Source organism: Methanomassiliicoccales archaeon LGM-DZ1 (assembly GCA_030168595.1).
GTDB lineage: Archaea > Thermoplasmatota > Thermoplasmata > Methanomassiliicoccales > Methanomethylophilaceae > Methanomethylophilus.
Genome location: CP115556.1, coordinates 838,468 through 855,974, shown reverse-complemented (window position 1 = coordinate 855,974; position 17,507 = coordinate 838,468). Strand labels below are relative to the sequence as shown.

Sequence of the window (17,507 nt, the reverse complement as noted above, 5' to 3'; positions counted from 1 at the left end):
CAGCGTTCTCCGATCAGGAGGTTGGGTTCTTCCCGTATTCGAAGAACACTCCGTGTTCTCCGACGTCATATCCCTCTATTCCGAGGAATTTGACATATTCGTTGTGCATATCAACGGGGTCGATGCTGGAATACTGTTCGGGGTTGATCAGATTCCCGAGATAGGCTGCGAGCAGCACACCTCCCGTGCATCCGTTCCTGAAATCGCCGGCCATCATCGCAACGGTCTCAGTGGTGACAAACGACTGTCCCAGCGCAATGTCGATGGCGTTCCTGAACTCGGTATCGTCATCCTGGAGATAGCCGTGGGCAGGAGTGCTGGCCATTGTCATTCCGCCGTATGTGTACTTCACATTATGAAGGCAGATGTAATCTACGGTTCCTGCTTCTGTGAACAGGCTGTCCAGGTTGATTTTGACAGAGTATTTCGAACCGTAGTCCGTTCCCAGTTTCTCGTGTATGTTGATCCCTCCGGCCAGAATGACTGCCTGTCCCAGGGGGTCGTTCTGAGTGTATGCCGGGACCTGGTCTCCAGCGCCGGTGCAGAAATAGCTCTGCGTGTAGTTGGACATGAGCACTACAGGCTTGTCAGCTTCGGGGATGGATTCCTCTATGCTCAGCATTTTGTCCCTGTATTCCAGGATCCATTGCGTGTAGGCTCTGGCCTTGTCGACAGCTCCGAAGATGTACCCTGCCTTCAGGATGCCCTGTATGAATGAGGAGCTCTGCGTGTTGATGATGTCCGGGTTGTACAGTCCCAGGTAGAGGACATCCGTTCCAACCAATTTGTCCTGCTTCGCTTCATAGTTGGCTGTCGATGAGAAGATTAGCAGCACATCGAGGTTTAGCTTGTTCACGGCATCATAGTCGGGCTCGTTCATGTTGTTGAGGTTCGAGATATTCTTCTTCTGGTCATCGGTGAAATAGAAATCCAGGTACTGCCACGGAGCGAAATCGACTGCGGCAATCTTGTCCGCCAGGCCGAGGATGAGCATGGTCTCGACGCCTGTGAAGTATTCGCATCCGACCTTCTGGATGCTGTCTCCGATGTCCATATCACGATCTTTCTGGATGCCATCCTGAAACCACAGGTGGGTGGCCTCTCCGTTTGCGATCGCTTTTGTCTGCTCGACATCCTTGGAATCGATGGTCCCGTTATTGTCTGCATCTGCGAAATCGAGGTTAATCATCTGTTTCAGTTCTGTCTGCTTGTCATTGTCATCGGAGTTTACCGCATCGATCCATTGCTGGATGAGGTCGGCATCATCAGAGTCGACATCATCATCTCCGTCCGCATTTCCGTAGACTTCGAGCTTGGTATCGATCTTGTAATCCTTTTTCTCATCATCATCGTCATTCAATACGATGATGGCCGCTGCCGCCGATGCGACGATTATCACGGCGACGGCAGTGACTGCGATAAGTTTTGAATTCATAATCACTGTATTATTAATACATATAAAAGTAACACTGATGAAATATGAAATAAGAAAAAAAGCATAACCAGGTATGCGTCTGCGGATGGACAGCGTGGAATTCAGTTACGGTAGCAAGCCGGTGCTGAAAGGCGTAGATCTGGAACTCGATCCTTCTGAAATATTGGGGATATTGGGCCCCAATGGTTCTGGGAAGACAACCATGATGCGCTGCATCAACTGCATACTGGAGCCGCAGCAGGGGCATGTCCTTCTGGACGGAGAGGATGTCCGGTCCCTGCCCAGGCTGGAGATGGCCAGGCGCATGGGCTATGTCCCTCAGAACAAGGTCGACTCCATGACTGCGCCTACTGTCTACGAAGTTGTTCTCATGGGCCGCCGCCCTCATATCAAGTGGGAGTACGGGCAGAAAGACAGGGACATAGCCTGGGCCGCCATGGAGGAAATGAACGTCAAGGACCTAGCTGCAGAAGATTTCAGCAGCCTCAGCAGCGGACAGACCCAGAGAGTCCTAATGGCGCGTGCTATTGCGCAGGAGGCCGATATTCTTCTTCTCGATGAGCCTACCAGCAATCTTGATGTGAAGTACCAGCTGGAGGTCATGAACACTGTTAAGGACCTTGTCGGGAGCAGGGGAATCGGAGCCATCGCCATTATCCATGACCTGGATCTTGCCATGAGATATTGCGATAAGGCGGTGATTTTGGACGGAGGGGTCATAGTCGCAGCCGGGAAGACTGAAGATGTGATAACTCCCAAGATCGTAAAGGAGGTCTACGGCGTCGATGTCATCATCGACCGCAATTACGGTCGCCCCAGGGTGATCGTCCTTTGACGGCGTATCTCGAAAACAAAACATGGGCATCTGAGCAAGATCTCCTTGCCGACTGGGAGCACGACAGGCTGCGCCATCCGTTCTTCGTCGAGGGGCTCGACGAGAAGAGAATCAATGAGAATTGGGAACGTTCCTCGAAGAACTACAAGGGCATCGAGTATGCCTCGATCAGAGATGAAATCGCGAAAGACCTGATATCAGACGGTATCCTCGGTCCCGAATCCGAGGTGCTTGACATCGGGTGCGGTCCGGGCCTGTACGATATCCTTTTCTCTCCTTCGGTCCGCTCGGTGCACTGCACTGATGCCAGCCCTGGGATGATAGAGCGTTTGAAGGCTGAATGTGCCAGATTGCGCATTTCAAATGTTTCGGGGGAAACAGTTTCATGGGAAGACATGAAGCCGTCGGAGCCGTACGATGTCGTTTTCTCATCGCTATGCCCCGCGCTCAATGACCCGGCGTCAATCCTGCGTATGGAGTGCTTCTCGGGCGGATGGTGCGTCTACGTATCGTCTGCCGATCCGGTTCCGTGGATGCCCTTGGAAGTGTGGTCGAGGCTGGGGCTCGACTGTTCTTTCTGCGGATACGATACCCACTACCCTTACGAGTTCCTCAGAATGAGAGGCCGTTCTCCCAAGATGAAGTTCTATTCAAGCCGTACCGAGACAGTCCAGACCCGCGAAGAGGCGTTAGGTTCGTTATTGCGCTATATGGCGAATTACCGCACGGTAACTCCCGAACTGGAGCGTATCGCTGGGGATGTGGTGGATTCGCACGTTTCCGGAGGTAAAGTGAAGCAGTGTCGCAGGCTGACGCTCGGAATGCTTGTCTGGCATATTCCGCAGCTGCGGCAATCTTGATCATGAAATGGCTGCCGCGATGCCGTCTTCCGGAGTGAATCATGCCTGCGGGACTGTTGTTCTGGGAAAGATGCATGAAGAATCACGTTCACGACGTTCGGGGAGTTCCCGGCATCCAAGGATTATTGATGAATCCGGAACCGCCTGGCTGCCGGCGTTGTCGCAAAGCCGCAGGGTTCTGGTTCAATGATTTCCCGAATTCAGGAAACACAGTAAGTTTTCAGCATGTATTTCCTGATATCAGGAAATAGCGAACAAGATTCCGCGCCCTCTTTATGCCGAACGCATCATGCCGTTCATCGGCAGTTCCGTTGCCAAGGTGCTCATCGGCATCAGATGCGTTCTGCTGAAGGACTTCCTGCTGTCAAAAGATTATTGATGCCGTCAGCTGAAGAAACTGTCGAGCGATGCCGTCTTCCCGCCGCCGGCCTTCTCTTTGGCGCTGCCTTTGGACACTTTCTTCGGCTTCTCCGGCGAAGACCCGCCTTCCAGCAGCGTGGTCTGCTGGGACCCTGCCAGCAGGTCCTCCTCCTTCCAGCCGTAGATCTCGGTGATCCTGGAGGCCATCTGCGCTATGCGCTCGGCGTAGTAGCGGTAGTCGGGGACGGCGTCGAACGGCGCCCCGCTCACGTAGGGCTCGACCTCCTGGGGCGTCTTGGAGGCATCGGTGACGATCCAGGACACCTTCATCCCCGGGATGAAATTGTAGCCCTTGGCGACCAGTTTCCTGGCGGCCTGCACGTTGGCCATCCTCTCGGGGTTCTCATAGGCATCGAGCCCTTTGCAGGTGCGGGAGATGACCAGGTCTCCGGCCGGGACCTTCCCGGCCATCAGGTCGCGGATGGAATCCTTGACCATCTTCAGCGCTCCGTCGGTGTCCTCGTCGAGTATCATCTCGAAGAGCTTCGTCAGGACCCTGCTCTGCATGTCGAAGGAGTCCGACCTCCTGATCTCGTACCCGCGGACCAGGAGCTCGTCCTGCTTCTCGGGCCAGATGATGCGGCCGACGTACCTCTTCTTCATCCCGTGGGAGAACATGGGCTCCATCAGCTTCTCGAACTCGAGCGTCTTGCCGTCCTTGGAGAACCTGTCCGCCTGCTCCTTCCCGAACTTCACGGCCCCTTCGACGTCATGGTAGGGCGAGAGCACGAAGACCGAGTCGGTGTCCCCATAGATCACCGGGTATCCGTCGGCCTCGAGCTGCTTGATGATCCCGGTGATGTAGAACCTGGCGAAGCTGGTGATGGACGAGCCGATGCTCTTGTCGGTGAAGCGGTAGAAATCGCTGGCGAAGACGCCGTAGAAGGTGTTCATGACCACTTTCACCGCGGCCTGCAGGCCGTTCAGGTAGTCATGCTCCTCTGGGTCGGAGGTCGCCTTCATGCGCTTCTTGATGGAGTCCCTCTGCTCCATCAGCCCCGAGAGGATGGCCGGCAGCAGCCCGCGCTTGCGCTGGGGGGACATGTAGCGGGCCCCCGAGGGGGCGGCGATCTCGCCGTCGTCGCTGAGGGTGGTGAAGCAGATGTTGTTGGCGATGATCAGCGACGGGTACATCGATTTGAAGTCGAGGACGACGACCCAGTGGTAGAGCCCCGGCTTCATGGTGTGCACGTAGCCGCCCTCGATCCTGTCCTCGCGCTGCGCCCGGCGCCTGCCGTTCATCGGCACGCCGACGCCGTGCCTGTCGGCGGCGCGGATGAGTAGGGAATCCGCCAGGGTGGAGGTCCCGGAGACCAGGACGTCCTCCGCCGGCAGCTTGGAGACGGCCGCGAGGTCCAGGGCCTTGCGGACGGTCTCGACCTTCAGCAGTATGCGCAGTGCCAGATTGGCGTCCTGCACGCAGTAGCTGAGGACCTTCTCCCGGTTCTTGTTCCACTCCTCGTCCATGTGGCCCGGGTCCACATCGAGCTTCTGCTCCCCGAGGACCTGCAGGGAGACGGCGTTGAGCGTCTCCTGCTTCGGCCGGAGCTCCCTCTTGGCCGCCCACCAGGCATCGACGATGAGCCTGCCCTTTACCCTCCAGAAGCGCTCGGAGAAGAGCTTGGGCTGGCCTCCGTCCCTCCCCCAGGGGAGGGCGTCCTTCATCTTCAGGGCCTCGGCGCGCTCCATGATCTTGCGGATGTCGTAGTTGTCGATGTTGTACCCGGTGATGACGTCCGGGTCCTCCTCCTGTATGAGGCGGGCGAACCCTGCGATGATGTCCTTCTCGGCCCCCCATATCGGTTCCGGGACCGAGAACTTCCCGTTCTCGAAGACCTCGGTGCAGATGCAGTAGATGTGCTGGTCGGAGATGCTGTTCTCGATGTCGAAGGAGAGGTACTTCAGCCCCGGGTCGAACGGCTCGAGGTTCTCGAAGCTCTCCATCCGGAGGACTATGTCGGTGGAGTACTTCGTCCCCTCCGTCTCCGTACCGGTCGCGCGTATGCACGCGCCCATGTCGGTGTCGTAGATGTAGCGGTCGTGGTACTGGATGTCGCCGGCCAGCACCTTGAACCTGGGGGACAGGCGGCTGCGGTGCCCGGGGACGGCCCAGGGGCTCTTGAATACTACCTTGAGGCAGTCGTGCGGCTTCCCGCCGACCTCCAGGACGGTATGGGACACGGAGCTGACGTCCTGGTCCTCCTTCAGGCCCTTCTCGATGTACTCTACCGGGTCCTCCACGTAGAAGTACGGCTCGAACCCGTACACCAGGAGGGTCGCGGAACGCCGGTCGCGGGTCTTGCCGAAGAGCTCTATGTACGGCTCCCCGTTCTCATCGGAGGAGTAGGAGGCGCTTATCAGCCTGACGTCGTATGTCCCCATCTGCGGTTCTCACTTGTTGGCCACTATGCGGATGATGTCCCCGGGCTCCAGCACGTAGTCGGCGCCGACCGTGCGGTGGGTGCGGCAGTTCACCGCGCGGATGAACTTGTCGCCCAGGTCGGTGTGGATCCTGTACGCGAGGTCCTTGGCGGTGGACCCGCGGGGGACGAGATGGCAGTCGGGGAGCACGCGGCCGAACTGGTCGCACAGCTTGCTCTCGTCCTGCACGGGGAAGACGGGTATGTAGTCGAGGGTCTTGTAGACGGCGTCCTCCAGGCATTTCTGGATGCCGGTGCCGCCGTACTTCTCCATGTTCTCCTTCATGTACTCGAGGGCCTTGCGCTGGGCATCGTTCAGCTTCGCGCCCTCCTTGATCCTGAACGTCGGGTCTCCGGGGGTGTACTCGATGATGCCGGCCTTCTCGGCCTTCTTGAGCGCCAGCTCGGTCTCGGCCATGGTCGGGACGGACTCTTCTCCGAGGCCCGAGAGCTTGTCCAGGTTCTCCTTCGGCGCGATGTCCGCCTTGTTCATCGCGATGATCATGGGCTTGGACGCCTTCCTGATCTCGGAGCAGACCTTCAGGAGGGATTCATCGTCCCAGAGGGTGGGGTCGGACGGAAGGGGGGCCTTCTCGAGGGCGGCCTTGATCTGCCCCTCGGTGACCTTGAGCCCGGCGAGGCGGTCCGCCAGGACCTCCTCCGGCTTGCTGCCGTTCATCTTGGCCTGCCTGGCGATCTTGCCCAGGCCGTCCTTGATGATCTCCCTCATCCAGCAGTCGATCTCATGCCTCAGGAAAGTGACGTCCTCGGTGGGGTCGAACTCCCCGGGCTTTCCGGGGATGCCCTCGATGTTGGTGGAGCCGGAGGCGTCCACCACGTTGATGAGCGCGTCGGCCTGGCGGAGGTCGTCCAGGAACTTGTTGCCCAGGCCCTTTCCCTGCCAGGCGTCCGGGACCAGCCCGGCGACGTCCAGGAGGTCGACGGGGATCATCCTGGTGCCGTTGATGCAGAGAGAGTTGTGGGGGTTGCAGGTGATGCCGAGCTCCTTGCAGGGGCAGGGATACCTCACGTATCCGACGCCCTTGTTGGGCTCGATGGTTGTGAAAGGATAGTTGGCGATTTCGACGGGGGCCATGGTGGCGGCGCCGAACATCGTCGATTTCCCCACGTTCGGTTTTCCGACGATGCCTATTTGCATGTAATCGCCGGGCATTAAGCGGACGCGTTGTTTATAGGTTGGCTTCGGAGGGGAGCACGGAACCGCCCGCATACGGCCTGGCGGACGGAGGCCGCTGGTCACGGATCCTTAGATTCATTCGGGACGCGAAGCGCAAAAACGTGCGTAAACCCCGTTTCGGGAAGCGCAAAAACGTGGGAAAACCATGTTTTGGAAACTGCAAAAACGTGCGTAAACCTCGTTTCGGGAAGTGCAAAAATTGTATAGGTAAAAATATCTGGATGCACATTGTTTTTGGGATTCAGGCGGCGGAGATAAAATGAGGGTGTTCAAGCGGAAGATCTGGGAAAGGCTTGCCGAATGGAAGCGGGACTTCAGCCGCGATTATGCGCTGCTGATCGAAGGCGCGAGAAGGGTCGGGAAAACCACTGCTGTCAGGGAATTCGCCGCCGCCAACTACAGGTCGTACATCCTGATCGATTTCTCGAAGGACAGGGAATCCATGAAGCTGTTCAGAGACTGCATGAACGATCTGGACGGTCTGTTCCTCCGTCTCCAGTCGGCCTACGGCACTGAGCTGTACGTCAGGGACAGCCTGATAATCATGGACGAGGTGCAGTTCTGCCCGCAGGCCAGGCAGGCGATCAAGCATCTGGTGGCCGACGGACGCTACGATTACATCGAGACCGGGTCCCTGATATCGGTCAAAAGGAACGTGAGACAGATTCTGATACCTTCGGAGGAGATGGCCGTTGAGATGTTCCCGATGGATTTCGAGGAATATCTGTGGGCCAAAGGCGATACCGTCACTGCCGGGCTCATCCGCGAATGCTTCAGGAAGAAGCAGCCCCTCGGTCAGGCGGCCCACAGGAAGATCATGGGCGAATATGCTGAGTACATGCTGGTCGGGGGCATGCCGCAGGCAGTCGATGCGCTGCTGGAATACAACAGCTTCAGCCGCGTCGAGAAGGTGAAGAGGGGGATCCTCGATCTCTACGTGAAGGATGCGGCGAAAACAGAGGAATCCGGTTCTCTGCTGGCTTCCATGACCCTTCAAAACGTTCCTTCCATGCTTTCGAAGCATGAGAAGCGCTTCATGCCCTCAGCGGTCCGTCGGGGGAGCCGCATCAGGGATTTCCGCACCAGCATCGCTTGGCTGGCCGGGTCCAAGACGGTCAATATCTGCTATCGCAGTACCGATCCAAGCCCCGCCCTCGGACTGAACCTCGACGAGGACGTTTTCAAGCTGTACATGGCAGACACCGGGCTGCTGTTCACCGCTGCTTTCAGAGCGAACATCGGAGATGCGGATGAGATCTGCTCGGCCATGCTGAAAGGGAAGCTGTCGATCAACGAGGGGATGTTCTTCGAGAACCAGGCGGCGCAGGAACTGAAGGCATCGGGACACGATCTGGTCTACGGGCGTTTCTATGCCGAAGGCACATCGCGCGTTCAGGAGATCGATTTCATCCTAGCCTATGCCGGGAGGCTTATCCCCATAGAGGTGAAGTCCTCGGTGTCGGGAAAGCATGTCTCTCTCGACAGGTTCATGGAGAAGTACCGGAAGTGGGTGAAAGAGGCCTACGTCATCCATACGAAGGACCTCAGGGTTGATGGGAACGTCGTTTACATCCCCATCTACATGACGATGTGCCTGTGATGCCGGCGCATCAGAAGGCGGTTTTTCAGAAAGAGGGTTTGAGGGGGAAGAGGGCCTCACGGCCTCCTCTTTCCCTTGCCCTTGGAGTGCCCCTTCCCTTTATGGTTCGGGCGGCCGCCGTCCTGCCTGGGCTTCTTCTTGGGCGGGTCTGGGTATTTCTTCTTGATCTCGGCGATCCTCTTCTTCAGCTCGCTGTTCAGCCGGTCGCCGGCGAACTCCCCGCCGTATTCATCGATCTTGGCGGCGATGAGCACCTTGCCCGCGAGGGCCCTGGCTATGTTGCCCCTCTGCCAATACGGCGCCTTCCTCAGGTCCGGGTACTGGAAGATCACGCCGTGCTTCGGCGGGAGCTTCCCGGAGCGGAGGTGCCTGAACATGGCCTTCTCCGCGCCCAGGAGCTGCACGGTGGACGAGGGCAGGGAGGCGAGCCTCTCCAGCCCGCCGGCCAGCGATATGAGCCGGGCCGAGAGCGGCCCGCCGATGACCGCGCACATGTTGGGGCAGACGTCGGCCACCACCGCGTTGATGTAGTCCTCGGTCTCCTTCCGCTCGCGGTAGATCTCCGCCAGCCCGGAGGCCAGGCCCTGGACGGCCCTCATGTCGTCGGGCTCGAAGTCCGCGCCCATGGACTCGATGTCCAGCCCCAGCTCCTCCACGACCCCTTCGCGGTCGCCGAAGCGGGAGATGAGCTCGGCGTAGCGGTCGTCCTTGGCGATGTCCGCGAGCTCCGGGAAGTGCATCCCGTACCATTCGTGGAGCCGCTCGCTCATGAGGTTGGAGACCTCGATGAGGTCGTCCAGCGAGCGGATGGCCTGCACGAGGTTCTTGTCCCGGGCCATTGGCTCGGAGGTCCTCAGGCGTCCGAGGTCGAGCATGACCTCGTGCATGAAGTCCCCGCCGAAACCGTAGTCCTCGGGCACGATGTACGATGAGTCGTAGAGCATCGGCCTCCCGAGCTCGGCCTGCCGGCGGTCGCCCACGGAGAGCCTCTGCCTCCCCTGGGCCAGTTCCCTCTCTTCGGGGAGGATGCCTCCCCTCTGCACCTCGGCGAGCTTCTCGGCGCAGGCCTCCGCGTCCTTGGGCATGAGCCTGTAGGCGATGACCCTGTTCGATTTCTCATCGGCCAGGAAGACCCCGAACCACTTCGTCACCAGGACCGCCATTCATCTCATCTCCAGCAGTTTCGCCACCTCTTCCTTGGGCAGCTCGGGGGCGTCGCCGGAGAGCAGCTGCAGGTGGGCCTGGAACTCCAGCTCCTCCATGCGGTTGAAGGCCTCCTCCAGCGTCCTGCCCTGGGTGATGGCCCCGTGCTTGGACATGGTCATGGCCGGCTCCCCGGCGTATTCCATGACCGCGTCGACCAGCTCCTTCGATCCCGGGGTCTCGTAGCGGACCATGGGGACATGTCCCAGCAGGAGGACGCCCTCGGGGGTCATGCAGGTCCTGATCTCCTCGTTCCTCACGGCAAGTGCCAGCACATAGAGCGGATGGCAGTGGAGGACGGCGTTCGTCTCGGGGTTGGCCTTGTAGATGCCGACGTGGAAGAACCTCTCGATGGACGGCTTCCCTTCCCCGCGGACGGTGTTTCCGTCCATGTCTATGACGATGAGGTCGTCCTCGGAGATCAGCCCCTTGTTGACGCCGGAGGGGGTGATGAGCACTTCATCATCGTTCAGGCGGACGCTCATGTTGCCGCCGGCCGACACGGTCAGGCCGCGGTCGTAGAGCAGGTGGCAGCACTCGGTCAGCCTCTTCCTGGCATATGATTCCGGCATCATCCTTTCATCTCCGAGATCTCCGACGGGGAGAAGATGCCCTTCTCGGTGATGAATCCGCCCGTCACCAGTTCCGCAGGGGTGACGTCGAAGGCGGGGTTGAGGGCCCTGGACCCGGGCGGGGCTATCTGCACGCCGGCGATCTGGGTCACCTCCTTCTCGGACCTCTGCTCGATGACGATGCCCTTCCCGGACTCGGTGCTGAAATCGAAGGTGGATACCGGGGCGGCCACGTAGAACGGTATGCCGAAGTGCTTGGCGGCGATGGCCTTGTCGAAGGTCCCGATCTTGTTGGCGAAGTCGCCGTTCGCCGCGATGCGGTCGGCCCCGACGATTATCATGTCCACTCCCTGGCTCATGTAATAGGCGGATGCCCCGTCGGGTATGATGGCATGGTCTATGCCCTCCTGCCCGAGCTCCCAGGCGGTGAGCTGCATGCCCTGCAGGCGGGGGCGGGTCTCGGATACGTAGACGAAGAAGTCGGTCCCGCGGGCGTGGGCGTCCCTCATGGGCGCGAGCGCGGTGCCGTAGTCGACGGTGGCCAGGGCCCCTGCGTTGCAGTGGGTCATCAGCTTCATGCCGTCTTTGATGAGCTTCCCGCCGTTCTTCCCGATGGCGCGGCATTTGCCGACGATGGCGTCCGCATAGGCATCGGAGGCCTCGACCGGGTCCTCGCCCTCCTTCAGGCGCTCCGCCATCCAATCGACGGCGTAGAACAGGTCGTAGGCGGTGGGCCGGGCGGCCTTGATGTCCGCGGCCGCCTTCTCCATGTCCGCTCCCTGGAGCTTCGCGAGGCACATTGCATAGGCCGCCGAGGCGCCGATGCAGGGCGCCCCCCTGGTCGTCATGTTCCTGATGGCCTCCGCTACTCCGCGGTAGTCGGAGAAATCCGCGAATGCCAGCTTCAGCGGGAGCTGCCTCTGGTCGATCATCCTGACCTTCCCGTTCTCGAACCAGACGGCCCGGATATCGGCCGTCCTGCCGTCATCTGTTCTCGCTTTCATAACGCGGAACGATTGGCTGACAGGGGTAATAAGATTGCGGGCGTCCGATCGCGGACGGTCACGCGCTTTTCTTCTTCGTCCCTTCCGAGTATTCCTCCCCGAACGTCCGGAGCAGGCCGTCGCGCCTCTTCAGCAGGTGCGAGGTCCCGAAGCGTCCGGCCGTCAGGGAACGGAGGGTCAGGAGGAACGCCGCGCGGACGTGGATGATGTAGGGAGGGGCCGCCGGGCCGGACCATTCATCTGCCAGCGCGTCCAGGCGCTCCGAGGGGAGCGATGAGGATACCTTCGCGGCCTCGTTCCTCAGCGATTCCGTGAACGACAGGTACGCGTTCAGGCAGCGGAGGGGCTCGGGCTTCTTCCCGGGCATCGCGTTGGGGAGGCCCTGGGCGGTTTCGATCATGTTCCCGAGCGCCACCGCCGCCTCGGAGCAGAGGTCCCGCAGCTCGCGGATATCGGTGTAGGCGGAGAACGCCTCGATCAGCAGGAACATGTACGGGTGGGCAAGCCCCAGCACTCCGTTCTGGATCTTGCAGACGCCGAGGCTGGAGGACAGCCTCTTCATGAGGTCCGGTATGAGCTCGCGGTCGCGGATCATCATATCGATGTCGGCGAAGCCCGCCGCATGGAAGCTCTGGGCGGAGACCGGGTAGTTGAGCATGCCCTCGGTCAGGGAGGACAGCATGCGCTCGTAGACGGCGTCGCTGACGCGCGGCTCGGCGTACAGCCTCTTCTTCCAGGCCGCCGTCGCTTCGGCTATCCGGCCCGCCGAGGCCATCCATGCGCCCTCCTCGACCGGGTCCGACGGGACCGCCGGCTCAGGGGCGGGCGCTTTCCCCTGTGCGCTGAGATAGGCGCCGCAGGCGGTGCAGAAACCGAGCGATGGGTCTGTTACTTCGGCGCCGCAGGCAGGGCATTTGACCATATCCCCGCATAAGCGCCGGGGATTTAATAATCCGGCGCATCCCGCACCGGCCCGCAGGTCAGTACCTGGGAATGAACGTCAGCAGGGCCCCGTTCCCGAGGACCTCGGCCGACTGGATCTCGAGCCCGATGCCGCCCGGAGCGACCCAGCCGTCCCCGTCCGCAGGGGTGGGGGAGTCCCTGCCGCCGATGATCAGCCCGCCGACGAACACGGTGTAGCGGTCCACCAGCTTCTCGCGGAAGAACGAGGCGATGACCTCCCCGCCGCCTTCGACCATGACGCTCTCGACACCGAAGTGCTCGGCGAGCAGGTGCAGCATGCCCCGCAGGTCGATCCTCCCGTCGCTGCCGCACTTCATGACCGTAGCGCGCCCGCCCCAGTTCCTGGTGCAGTCTGAGTCCACGGCGATCACCGTGGGGGCATCGCCGTTCAGCACCCTGGCACTGTCCGGGGTGCGGCCGTGCGCGTCCAGGACGACCCTGACGGGGTTCTCGTCATAGGATGCGCCCTTCACGGTCAGCTTCGGGTCGTCCGCGAGGACGGTCCCCACCCCGACCAGGATGGCGTCCGCCCTCCTGCGCATGGCCTTCACGCGTGCCAGGTCCTCCTCGGAGGAGATCCTCACCTGCTTCCGGTCCGTCCCGGCCAGTTTCCCGTCCGCGGACATGGCGCAGTTGACCTGCACGAAAGGCTTGAGGAGCTTCATGCGTGCTCCCCCGGAGTGACGGTGAAGTGGTACCCGTCATCCTTGCGCTCGACACCGAACCTGACGTCCAGGAAGGACTCCAGAGTGTCCATCTGGGACAGCAGGTGCTTGCTGATCCTGGACACTATGAACTCCGACCTCCCCTCGGCCATGGCCAGGTAGGGGAGGAGCTGGTCGGCGGTATGGATGTCCACCGTGGACCCGGAGGACATCTCCTGCAGGAGGTCCGAGGCCGCGTCCAGGCCGGACTGCTGGGCGCTGTGGCCCTTGGACGAGAGGACGTTCGACGACAGGATCCCGTTCTCGTATTCGGCCGTCAGCACCATGCCGGCGCCCCTGGACATCCCCTCGGAGCGCTGGTAATCAATCTCGATGTCGTATTTCCCTTCGAAAGCGCGCCGGCAGGACTCCATCATCTCCTGGCCCACGCGGTCGGAGAGGTGCTGCATGAAGCATAGCCCGCGCACTCTCTCGAGCCTGCCCAGTTTGTCCAGGACCAGGGGCTTGATCTTCCATATGGGCTGCACCTCGAGGACCACGCGGCCCCCGCCGATGGGATAGAACCCTCTCTCCAGGATGTCCACCTTCGCATCGATGCCCATCTTCTTCATAAGGGGGAAGAGGACCATCGAATAGGAGTCGATGGGAGGGGCCCACATGACGTTCGTCCCTCCGGTTATGTCGATCCTGAACGGCACCGTGTAGTTCCTGGCGGCCAGCATGGTGGCCTGCATGACCAGGCTGACGGCCCCGGCGGAGCCGATGTCGAGCACCAGGTTTGTGTTCTGCTCATGGCCAGGCTCGATTAGAAGCTCGGACGATCCGAGGGTGTTGCCGGTGACCGTCGAGCCGGTCATCCTGGCCACCGCGTCGACGGCGGTGATGTGCTGCTTCGAGAGCCCGTTGGTGGGGCGGTTCTCCCTGATCCGGGTGAGGCGGGTGGTCTTCCCGGTGAGCGTCGCCAGCGCCACGGACGTGCGGACCATCTGCCCTCCGCCCTCGCCCCTGGAACTGTCGATCTCCAAAACCATGTTCACTGCCTAGGAGATGCCGTTATTTTAGATTAGCGAGCCCTGGACGGACGGCTGGACCGCCCCTGCTATCGCCATGATCGGGAGGCTCATACTGCGACGGAACAGGACATCTGTGCAGGAACCGGAGGTCTGGGACAATATGTGTACCGAAGGATCGGGCAGGGGTCGCGGCGATGCGCATGCAACCGCAGCAGAATGGACAGCCGAACGAAAAGACCGCCCCATTCAAAAAGCGACCTGCTGATTCATAGTTGCAACAAAAAACCGCAGGCCGAGAGGAATATCGCCGACCTGAGATAAAGATTGGCGCCTCGGCAGGCCTCCGGGGAAGGTTGCGGCAGGGAGGCAAGGAAAGCTTGAGGATAGCGATCGGGATGGACCTGCACAAGAAGACCGCGGTATGCTGCGCGGTCCATGCGGGCCCGGGGAAGCCGAGCGAAGACGAGGAGGAGTTCCTGAGGCGCTTCAACAGGGACCACGGCACGCAGCCGTCGGAGCCCGAGGACATAGCGCGGATCGCGGAGGCGCTCCGCGGGCATGAGGCGCATGTCCTCATCGAGAACTCCACGAAGACGCACGAGACCTACTGGGTCCTGACCAACCTCGGGATCGACACGGTCGTGGCGCAGGCCCAGGACCTCTACCGGATCACCAAGTCCGTGAAGAAGACCGACGCCAACGATGCGGCCGAGCTCGCGGGGTACATGCGGCGGAGGCTGAACGGCGAGCGCGAGTTCGCCGTCTGCAAGATGCCGTCCCCGGTCTGGATGGAACGGCGCGAGATATGCCGCGCGGTCCTCGCGGAGAAGAGGCACCTGGCGGACCTCAAGCGCCGGGCCAGGATGCACATGCTCCTCCACGGGATCAGGCTGAGCAAGGATTACTCCGACATCTTCTCGAAGAAGGCGATGAAGGAGATGTGGGACTCGAGGGACACCTGCCTGAGGCTCCTCGTGTCGGAGGCGAGGTCGATAAAGGCCCGCACCGACGAGGAGGCCAGGCTGATCCGGGCGACGTTCGGGCACATCACCGACTTCGATCTGGTGATGAGCATCCCGGGGTTCGGCGCGGTCTCGGCCGCGTACGCGGTCTCTATGATCATCGACGTGAAGCGCTTCGGGTCGTCGGCCCAGCTGGCGGCGTACTTCGGCCTGGTGCCGAGGGTGCGCGAATCGGCGGAGGCCTCGCACAGGTGCGCGACCACGCACCGCGGCGACAGGGAGATGCGCAGGCTGCTGTGCCAGTCGGCGATCGTCCACGTCCGCACCGCCGAGGACTCGGTGGTCTCGGCCCTCTACAGCAGGCTGAGGGCGAGGGGGGTCTCCCACCGGGAGGCGCAGGTGGCGGCCGCGCGCAAGCTGGTGACCGTGGTCTGGTCGGTGCTGAGGAACCGCAGGCCCTTCAGCACCGACAGGGAGCTCCTGGAACGCTCCGCCGAGATGGCGGAGGAAGCGGAGGGGGATCCGGCGGCGGACTGAACCCCTGATATGCGGGCGCCGAGCGCGGGCATCCCGGGGCCTTAATCGCCGAGCACCATTTGGCCGCCGCATCAGCGGCAGGCCGAAGCAAAAGATGGCGCAAAGCCGAGGGACAGCCGGATACGCGGTGAGGTCCTCCGTCCCGGAGGGGCGGATGGGCGTGAATAAGATGGCGGCCCGGCGGAGATCCCGCCCGCACGAGAGCTGAGGCACAGCACCTGCAGAAGGCGGTCGCACAGCGGAAGCTACGCAAAGTTTAACCAAAACGGGGCTGATAATGTGGTTGGCGGGCGCTGCCTGAATGGAATAATGGAATAACAGCATGAGTGCGGGTGCCGGGATTCGAACCCGAGTTAGTGGCTTGGGAAGCCGCCGTCTTAACCAACTGGACTACACCCGCTCGGGGTTTCCACATGCACCTTCATCTATTTTAGTCTAAGGTTCGAAACGTGCCCGCCAGGGATTTTATATTTCCTCGCCAATCAGAAGCCAGCTTTCGGCCCTGCTGAGACTGTAACGCAGCCTTTTCCGGGACTGTCTGCGGACCTGTGGTCTAGCGGTTATGACGCCGCCCTTACAAGGCGGAGCTCGCCGGTTCGATCCCGGCCAGGTCCACTCAGTCTATTCTTCTGCGCATCGCATCGGTTATCTTCCTGAACGGAGTCGGGGCCTCCATGGACCCGGAGATCGGGATGCTGCTGTCGGCCGCGGAACAGAGGGAACTGGCGGAGGATGAGCTGGTCCGCCTCCTCGGATGCCCCGAGGATTCCCCCGAGGCGTCGGCGATCATATCCCACGCGCACTCGCTGGCACTTTCGGCCCAAGAGGGCATAGGGGAGATCGGGGCGCAGATAGGCATCGCCACCGGACCGTGCCATGCAGACTGCGCGTTCTGTGCGTTCGCCTTCAGCACCACCGACGCGGACGACTACGTCATGCCCGAGGACGTCCTCCGGCGCTATGTACGGGAAACGACCGCGGCCGGGGATGTCTCCTGCATATCGCTAATGACAATCAACGATACGGAGATCGATGTCCTGCTCGATGCGGTCCGTACGGCCAGGGCGGCCGCTCCCTCCGATGTCGTCATCGCGGTGAACACCGGAGACAGGGCCCCGGAGGAATGCGCGGAGCTGCGCAGGGCCGGGGCCTCCCGCGCCTACCATGCCCTCCGCCTGGGGGAAGGAGCAATCACCTGGCTGGAGCCCCGCGACCGCCTGGAGACCGTCAGTGGCTTCATCGGGGCGGGGATCGAGGTCTATACGGGGACGGAGCCCGTCTACGCCGGCGTCTCCGACCGGGAGATCGCCTCCAACTACCTCGGCGGGATGCAGTACGGGTTCCGCCACGGTTCCTCGTCGGCGATGGTGCCTGTCGGGGGAACGAGGTTCTCCAAACAGGGCATCGGAGCGGTGTCCGCCCGCCGCGCCGACCAGATATCGTCAGCCCTCCTGCTCTCGACGTTCGCCGATCGGGAGTACGGGCCGATCGGCTATTACGGGGGCTTCTACGGTGGGTTCGGGAAGGTCTTCGCGGAGTTTGCCGGGAGCCCGAAGGGGACGGCGGACTATATCGAGAAGGCGGACCCGTCGAAGAGCCTGCAGGGCGCAAGGAAGAGGCTCCTGGAATCGGGCTACGGCATGGTCAGGGCGGCGGACGGGTCGGTCCGCAGCCTCAGCGCGCTCATCTCCCCGGCCCAATGATCGGATCGAAGTCCGAGACGTTCTCGGAACAGCAGGCGCGGCATCATCCATGCGATCGATGGGAAAGAAGTCCGCTTCCCCGATCCCGGGAGGAAGCGGTAAGAAGTTTTCAGAGGG

General features: G+C 61.3%; 14 protein-coding genes and 2 tRNA genes. 6 read left to right on the top strand and 10 right to left on the bottom strand.

The window, feature by feature from the left end:
- Window positions 1-13: 13 nt before the first annotated feature.
- Window positions 14-1,435: a hypothetical protein gene (locus tag O8W32_04095; protein ID WII10006.1), complete on the bottom strand. Its 1,422-nt coding sequence runs from the start codon at window positions 1,433-1,435 to the stop codon at window positions 14-16.
- Between the two features lie 85 nt (window positions 1,436-1,520).
- Between O8W32_04095 and O8W32_04090 the strand changes: the two genes are divergently transcribed.
- Together O8W32_04090 and O8W32_04085 are read left to right on the top strand one after the other, a co-directional pair.
- Window positions 1,521-2,270 carry an ABC transporter ATP-binding protein gene (locus tag O8W32_04090; protein ID WII10005.1) on the top strand — a complete coding sequence of 250 codons (750 nt, stop codon included), beginning with the start codon at window positions 1,521-1,523 and terminating at the stop codon, window positions 2,268-2,270.
- Window positions 2,267-3,130 (top strand): class I SAM-dependent methyltransferase, encoded by an 864-nt coding sequence (locus O8W32_04085; protein ID WII10004.1) that lies wholly within the window; start codon window positions 2,267-2,269, stop codon window positions 3,128-3,130. The genes O8W32_04090 and O8W32_04085 overlap by 4 nt, the downstream gene beginning before the upstream one ends.
- Before the next feature lie 384 nt (window positions 3,131-3,514).
- On the opposite strand, the gene O8W32_04080 is transcribed toward O8W32_04085, so the two are convergent.
- The gene (locus tag O8W32_04080; protein ID WII10003.1) at window positions 3,515-5,932 is read right to left on the bottom strand and encodes a DNA polymerase II; all 2,418 of its coding nucleotides are present in this window, start codon (window positions 5,930-5,932) and stop codon (window positions 3,515-3,517) included.
- Between the two features lie 9 nt (window positions 5,933-5,941).
- On the bottom strand, window positions 5,942-7,144 hold the full coding sequence (locus tag O8W32_04075) for a redox-regulated ATPase YchF (GenBank protein ID WII10002.1): 1,203 nt from the start codon (window positions 7,142-7,144) through the stop codon (window positions 5,942-5,944).
- Between the two features lie 283 nt (window positions 7,145-7,427).
- Between O8W32_04075 and O8W32_04070 the strand changes: the two genes are divergently transcribed.
- Entirely contained in the window at window positions 7,428-8,768 is a 1,341-nt protein-coding gene (locus O8W32_04070; GenBank protein ID WII10001.1) for an AAA family ATPase, read from the top strand.
- Window positions 8,769-8,824: 56 nt separating this feature from the next.
- Here the strand turns inward: O8W32_04070 and O8W32_04065 are convergent, their stop codons facing one another.
- Genes O8W32_04065 through rtcA form a run of 6 tightly spaced genes read right to left on the bottom strand, consistent with a single transcriptional unit; the run spans window position 8,825 to window position 14,206 of the window.
- Window positions 8,825-9,931, bottom strand: coding sequence for a ribosomal biogenesis protein (locus O8W32_04065; protein ID WII10000.1), 1,107 nt, complete (start codon window positions 9,929-9,931; stop codon window positions 8,825-8,827).
- Window positions 9,932-10,546 (bottom strand): class II aldolase/adducin family protein, encoded by a 615-nt coding sequence (locus O8W32_04060; protein WII09999.1) that lies wholly within the window; start codon window positions 10,544-10,546, stop codon window positions 9,932-9,934.
- A complete protein-coding gene (gene mtnA / locus O8W32_04055) occupies window positions 10,543-11,547 on the bottom strand; it encodes an S-methyl-5-thioribose-1-phosphate isomerase (GenBank protein ID WII09998.1) in 1,005 nt (334 codons plus the stop codon). The genes O8W32_04060 and mtnA overlap by 4 nt, the downstream gene beginning before the upstream one ends.
- 58 nt (window positions 11,548-11,605) lie before the next feature.
- Complete coding sequence (locus O8W32_04050) at window positions 11,606-12,469, bottom strand: zinc ribbon domain-containing protein (protein ID WII09997.1); 864 nt, start codon at window positions 12,467-12,469, stop codon at window positions 11,606-11,608.
- A 58-nt stretch (window positions 12,470-12,527) separates the two neighbouring features.
- Complete coding sequence (locus tag O8W32_04045; protein WII09996.1) at window positions 12,528-13,175, bottom strand: 2,5-diamino-6-(ribosylamino)-4(3H)-pyrimidinone 5'-phosphate reductase; 648 nt, start codon at window positions 13,173-13,175, stop codon at window positions 12,528-12,530.
- A complete protein-coding gene (gene rtcA, locus O8W32_04040; protein WII09995.1) occupies window positions 13,172-14,206 on the bottom strand; it encodes an RNA 3'-terminal phosphate cyclase in 1,035 nt (344 codons plus the stop codon). The genes O8W32_04045 and rtcA overlap by 4 nt, the downstream gene beginning before the upstream one ends.
- Before the next feature lie 359 nt (window positions 14,207-14,565).
- Here rtcA and O8W32_04035 point away from each other — a divergent pair, with 359 nt between their 5' ends.
- A complete protein-coding gene (locus tag O8W32_04035) occupies window positions 14,566-15,687 on the top strand; it encodes an IS110 family transposase (protein WII09994.1) in 1,122 nt (373 codons plus the stop codon).
- A gap of 327 nt (window positions 15,688-16,014) precedes the next feature.
- On the opposite strand, the gene O8W32_04030 is transcribed toward O8W32_04035, so the two are convergent.
- Window positions 16,015-16,087: transfer RNA gene (locus O8W32_04030), tRNA-Gly, on the bottom strand.
- A 142-nt stretch (window positions 16,088-16,229) separates the two neighbouring features.
- Between O8W32_04030 and O8W32_04025 the strand changes: the two genes are divergently transcribed.
- A tRNA-Val gene (locus tag O8W32_04025) sits at window positions 16,230-16,302 on the top strand.
- 59 nt (window positions 16,303-16,361) lie between these two features.
- A complete protein-coding gene (locus O8W32_04020) occupies window positions 16,362-17,390 on the top strand; it encodes a radical SAM protein (protein ID WII09993.1) in 1,029 nt (342 codons plus the stop codon).
- Window positions 17,391-17,507 lie beyond the last annotated feature (117 nt).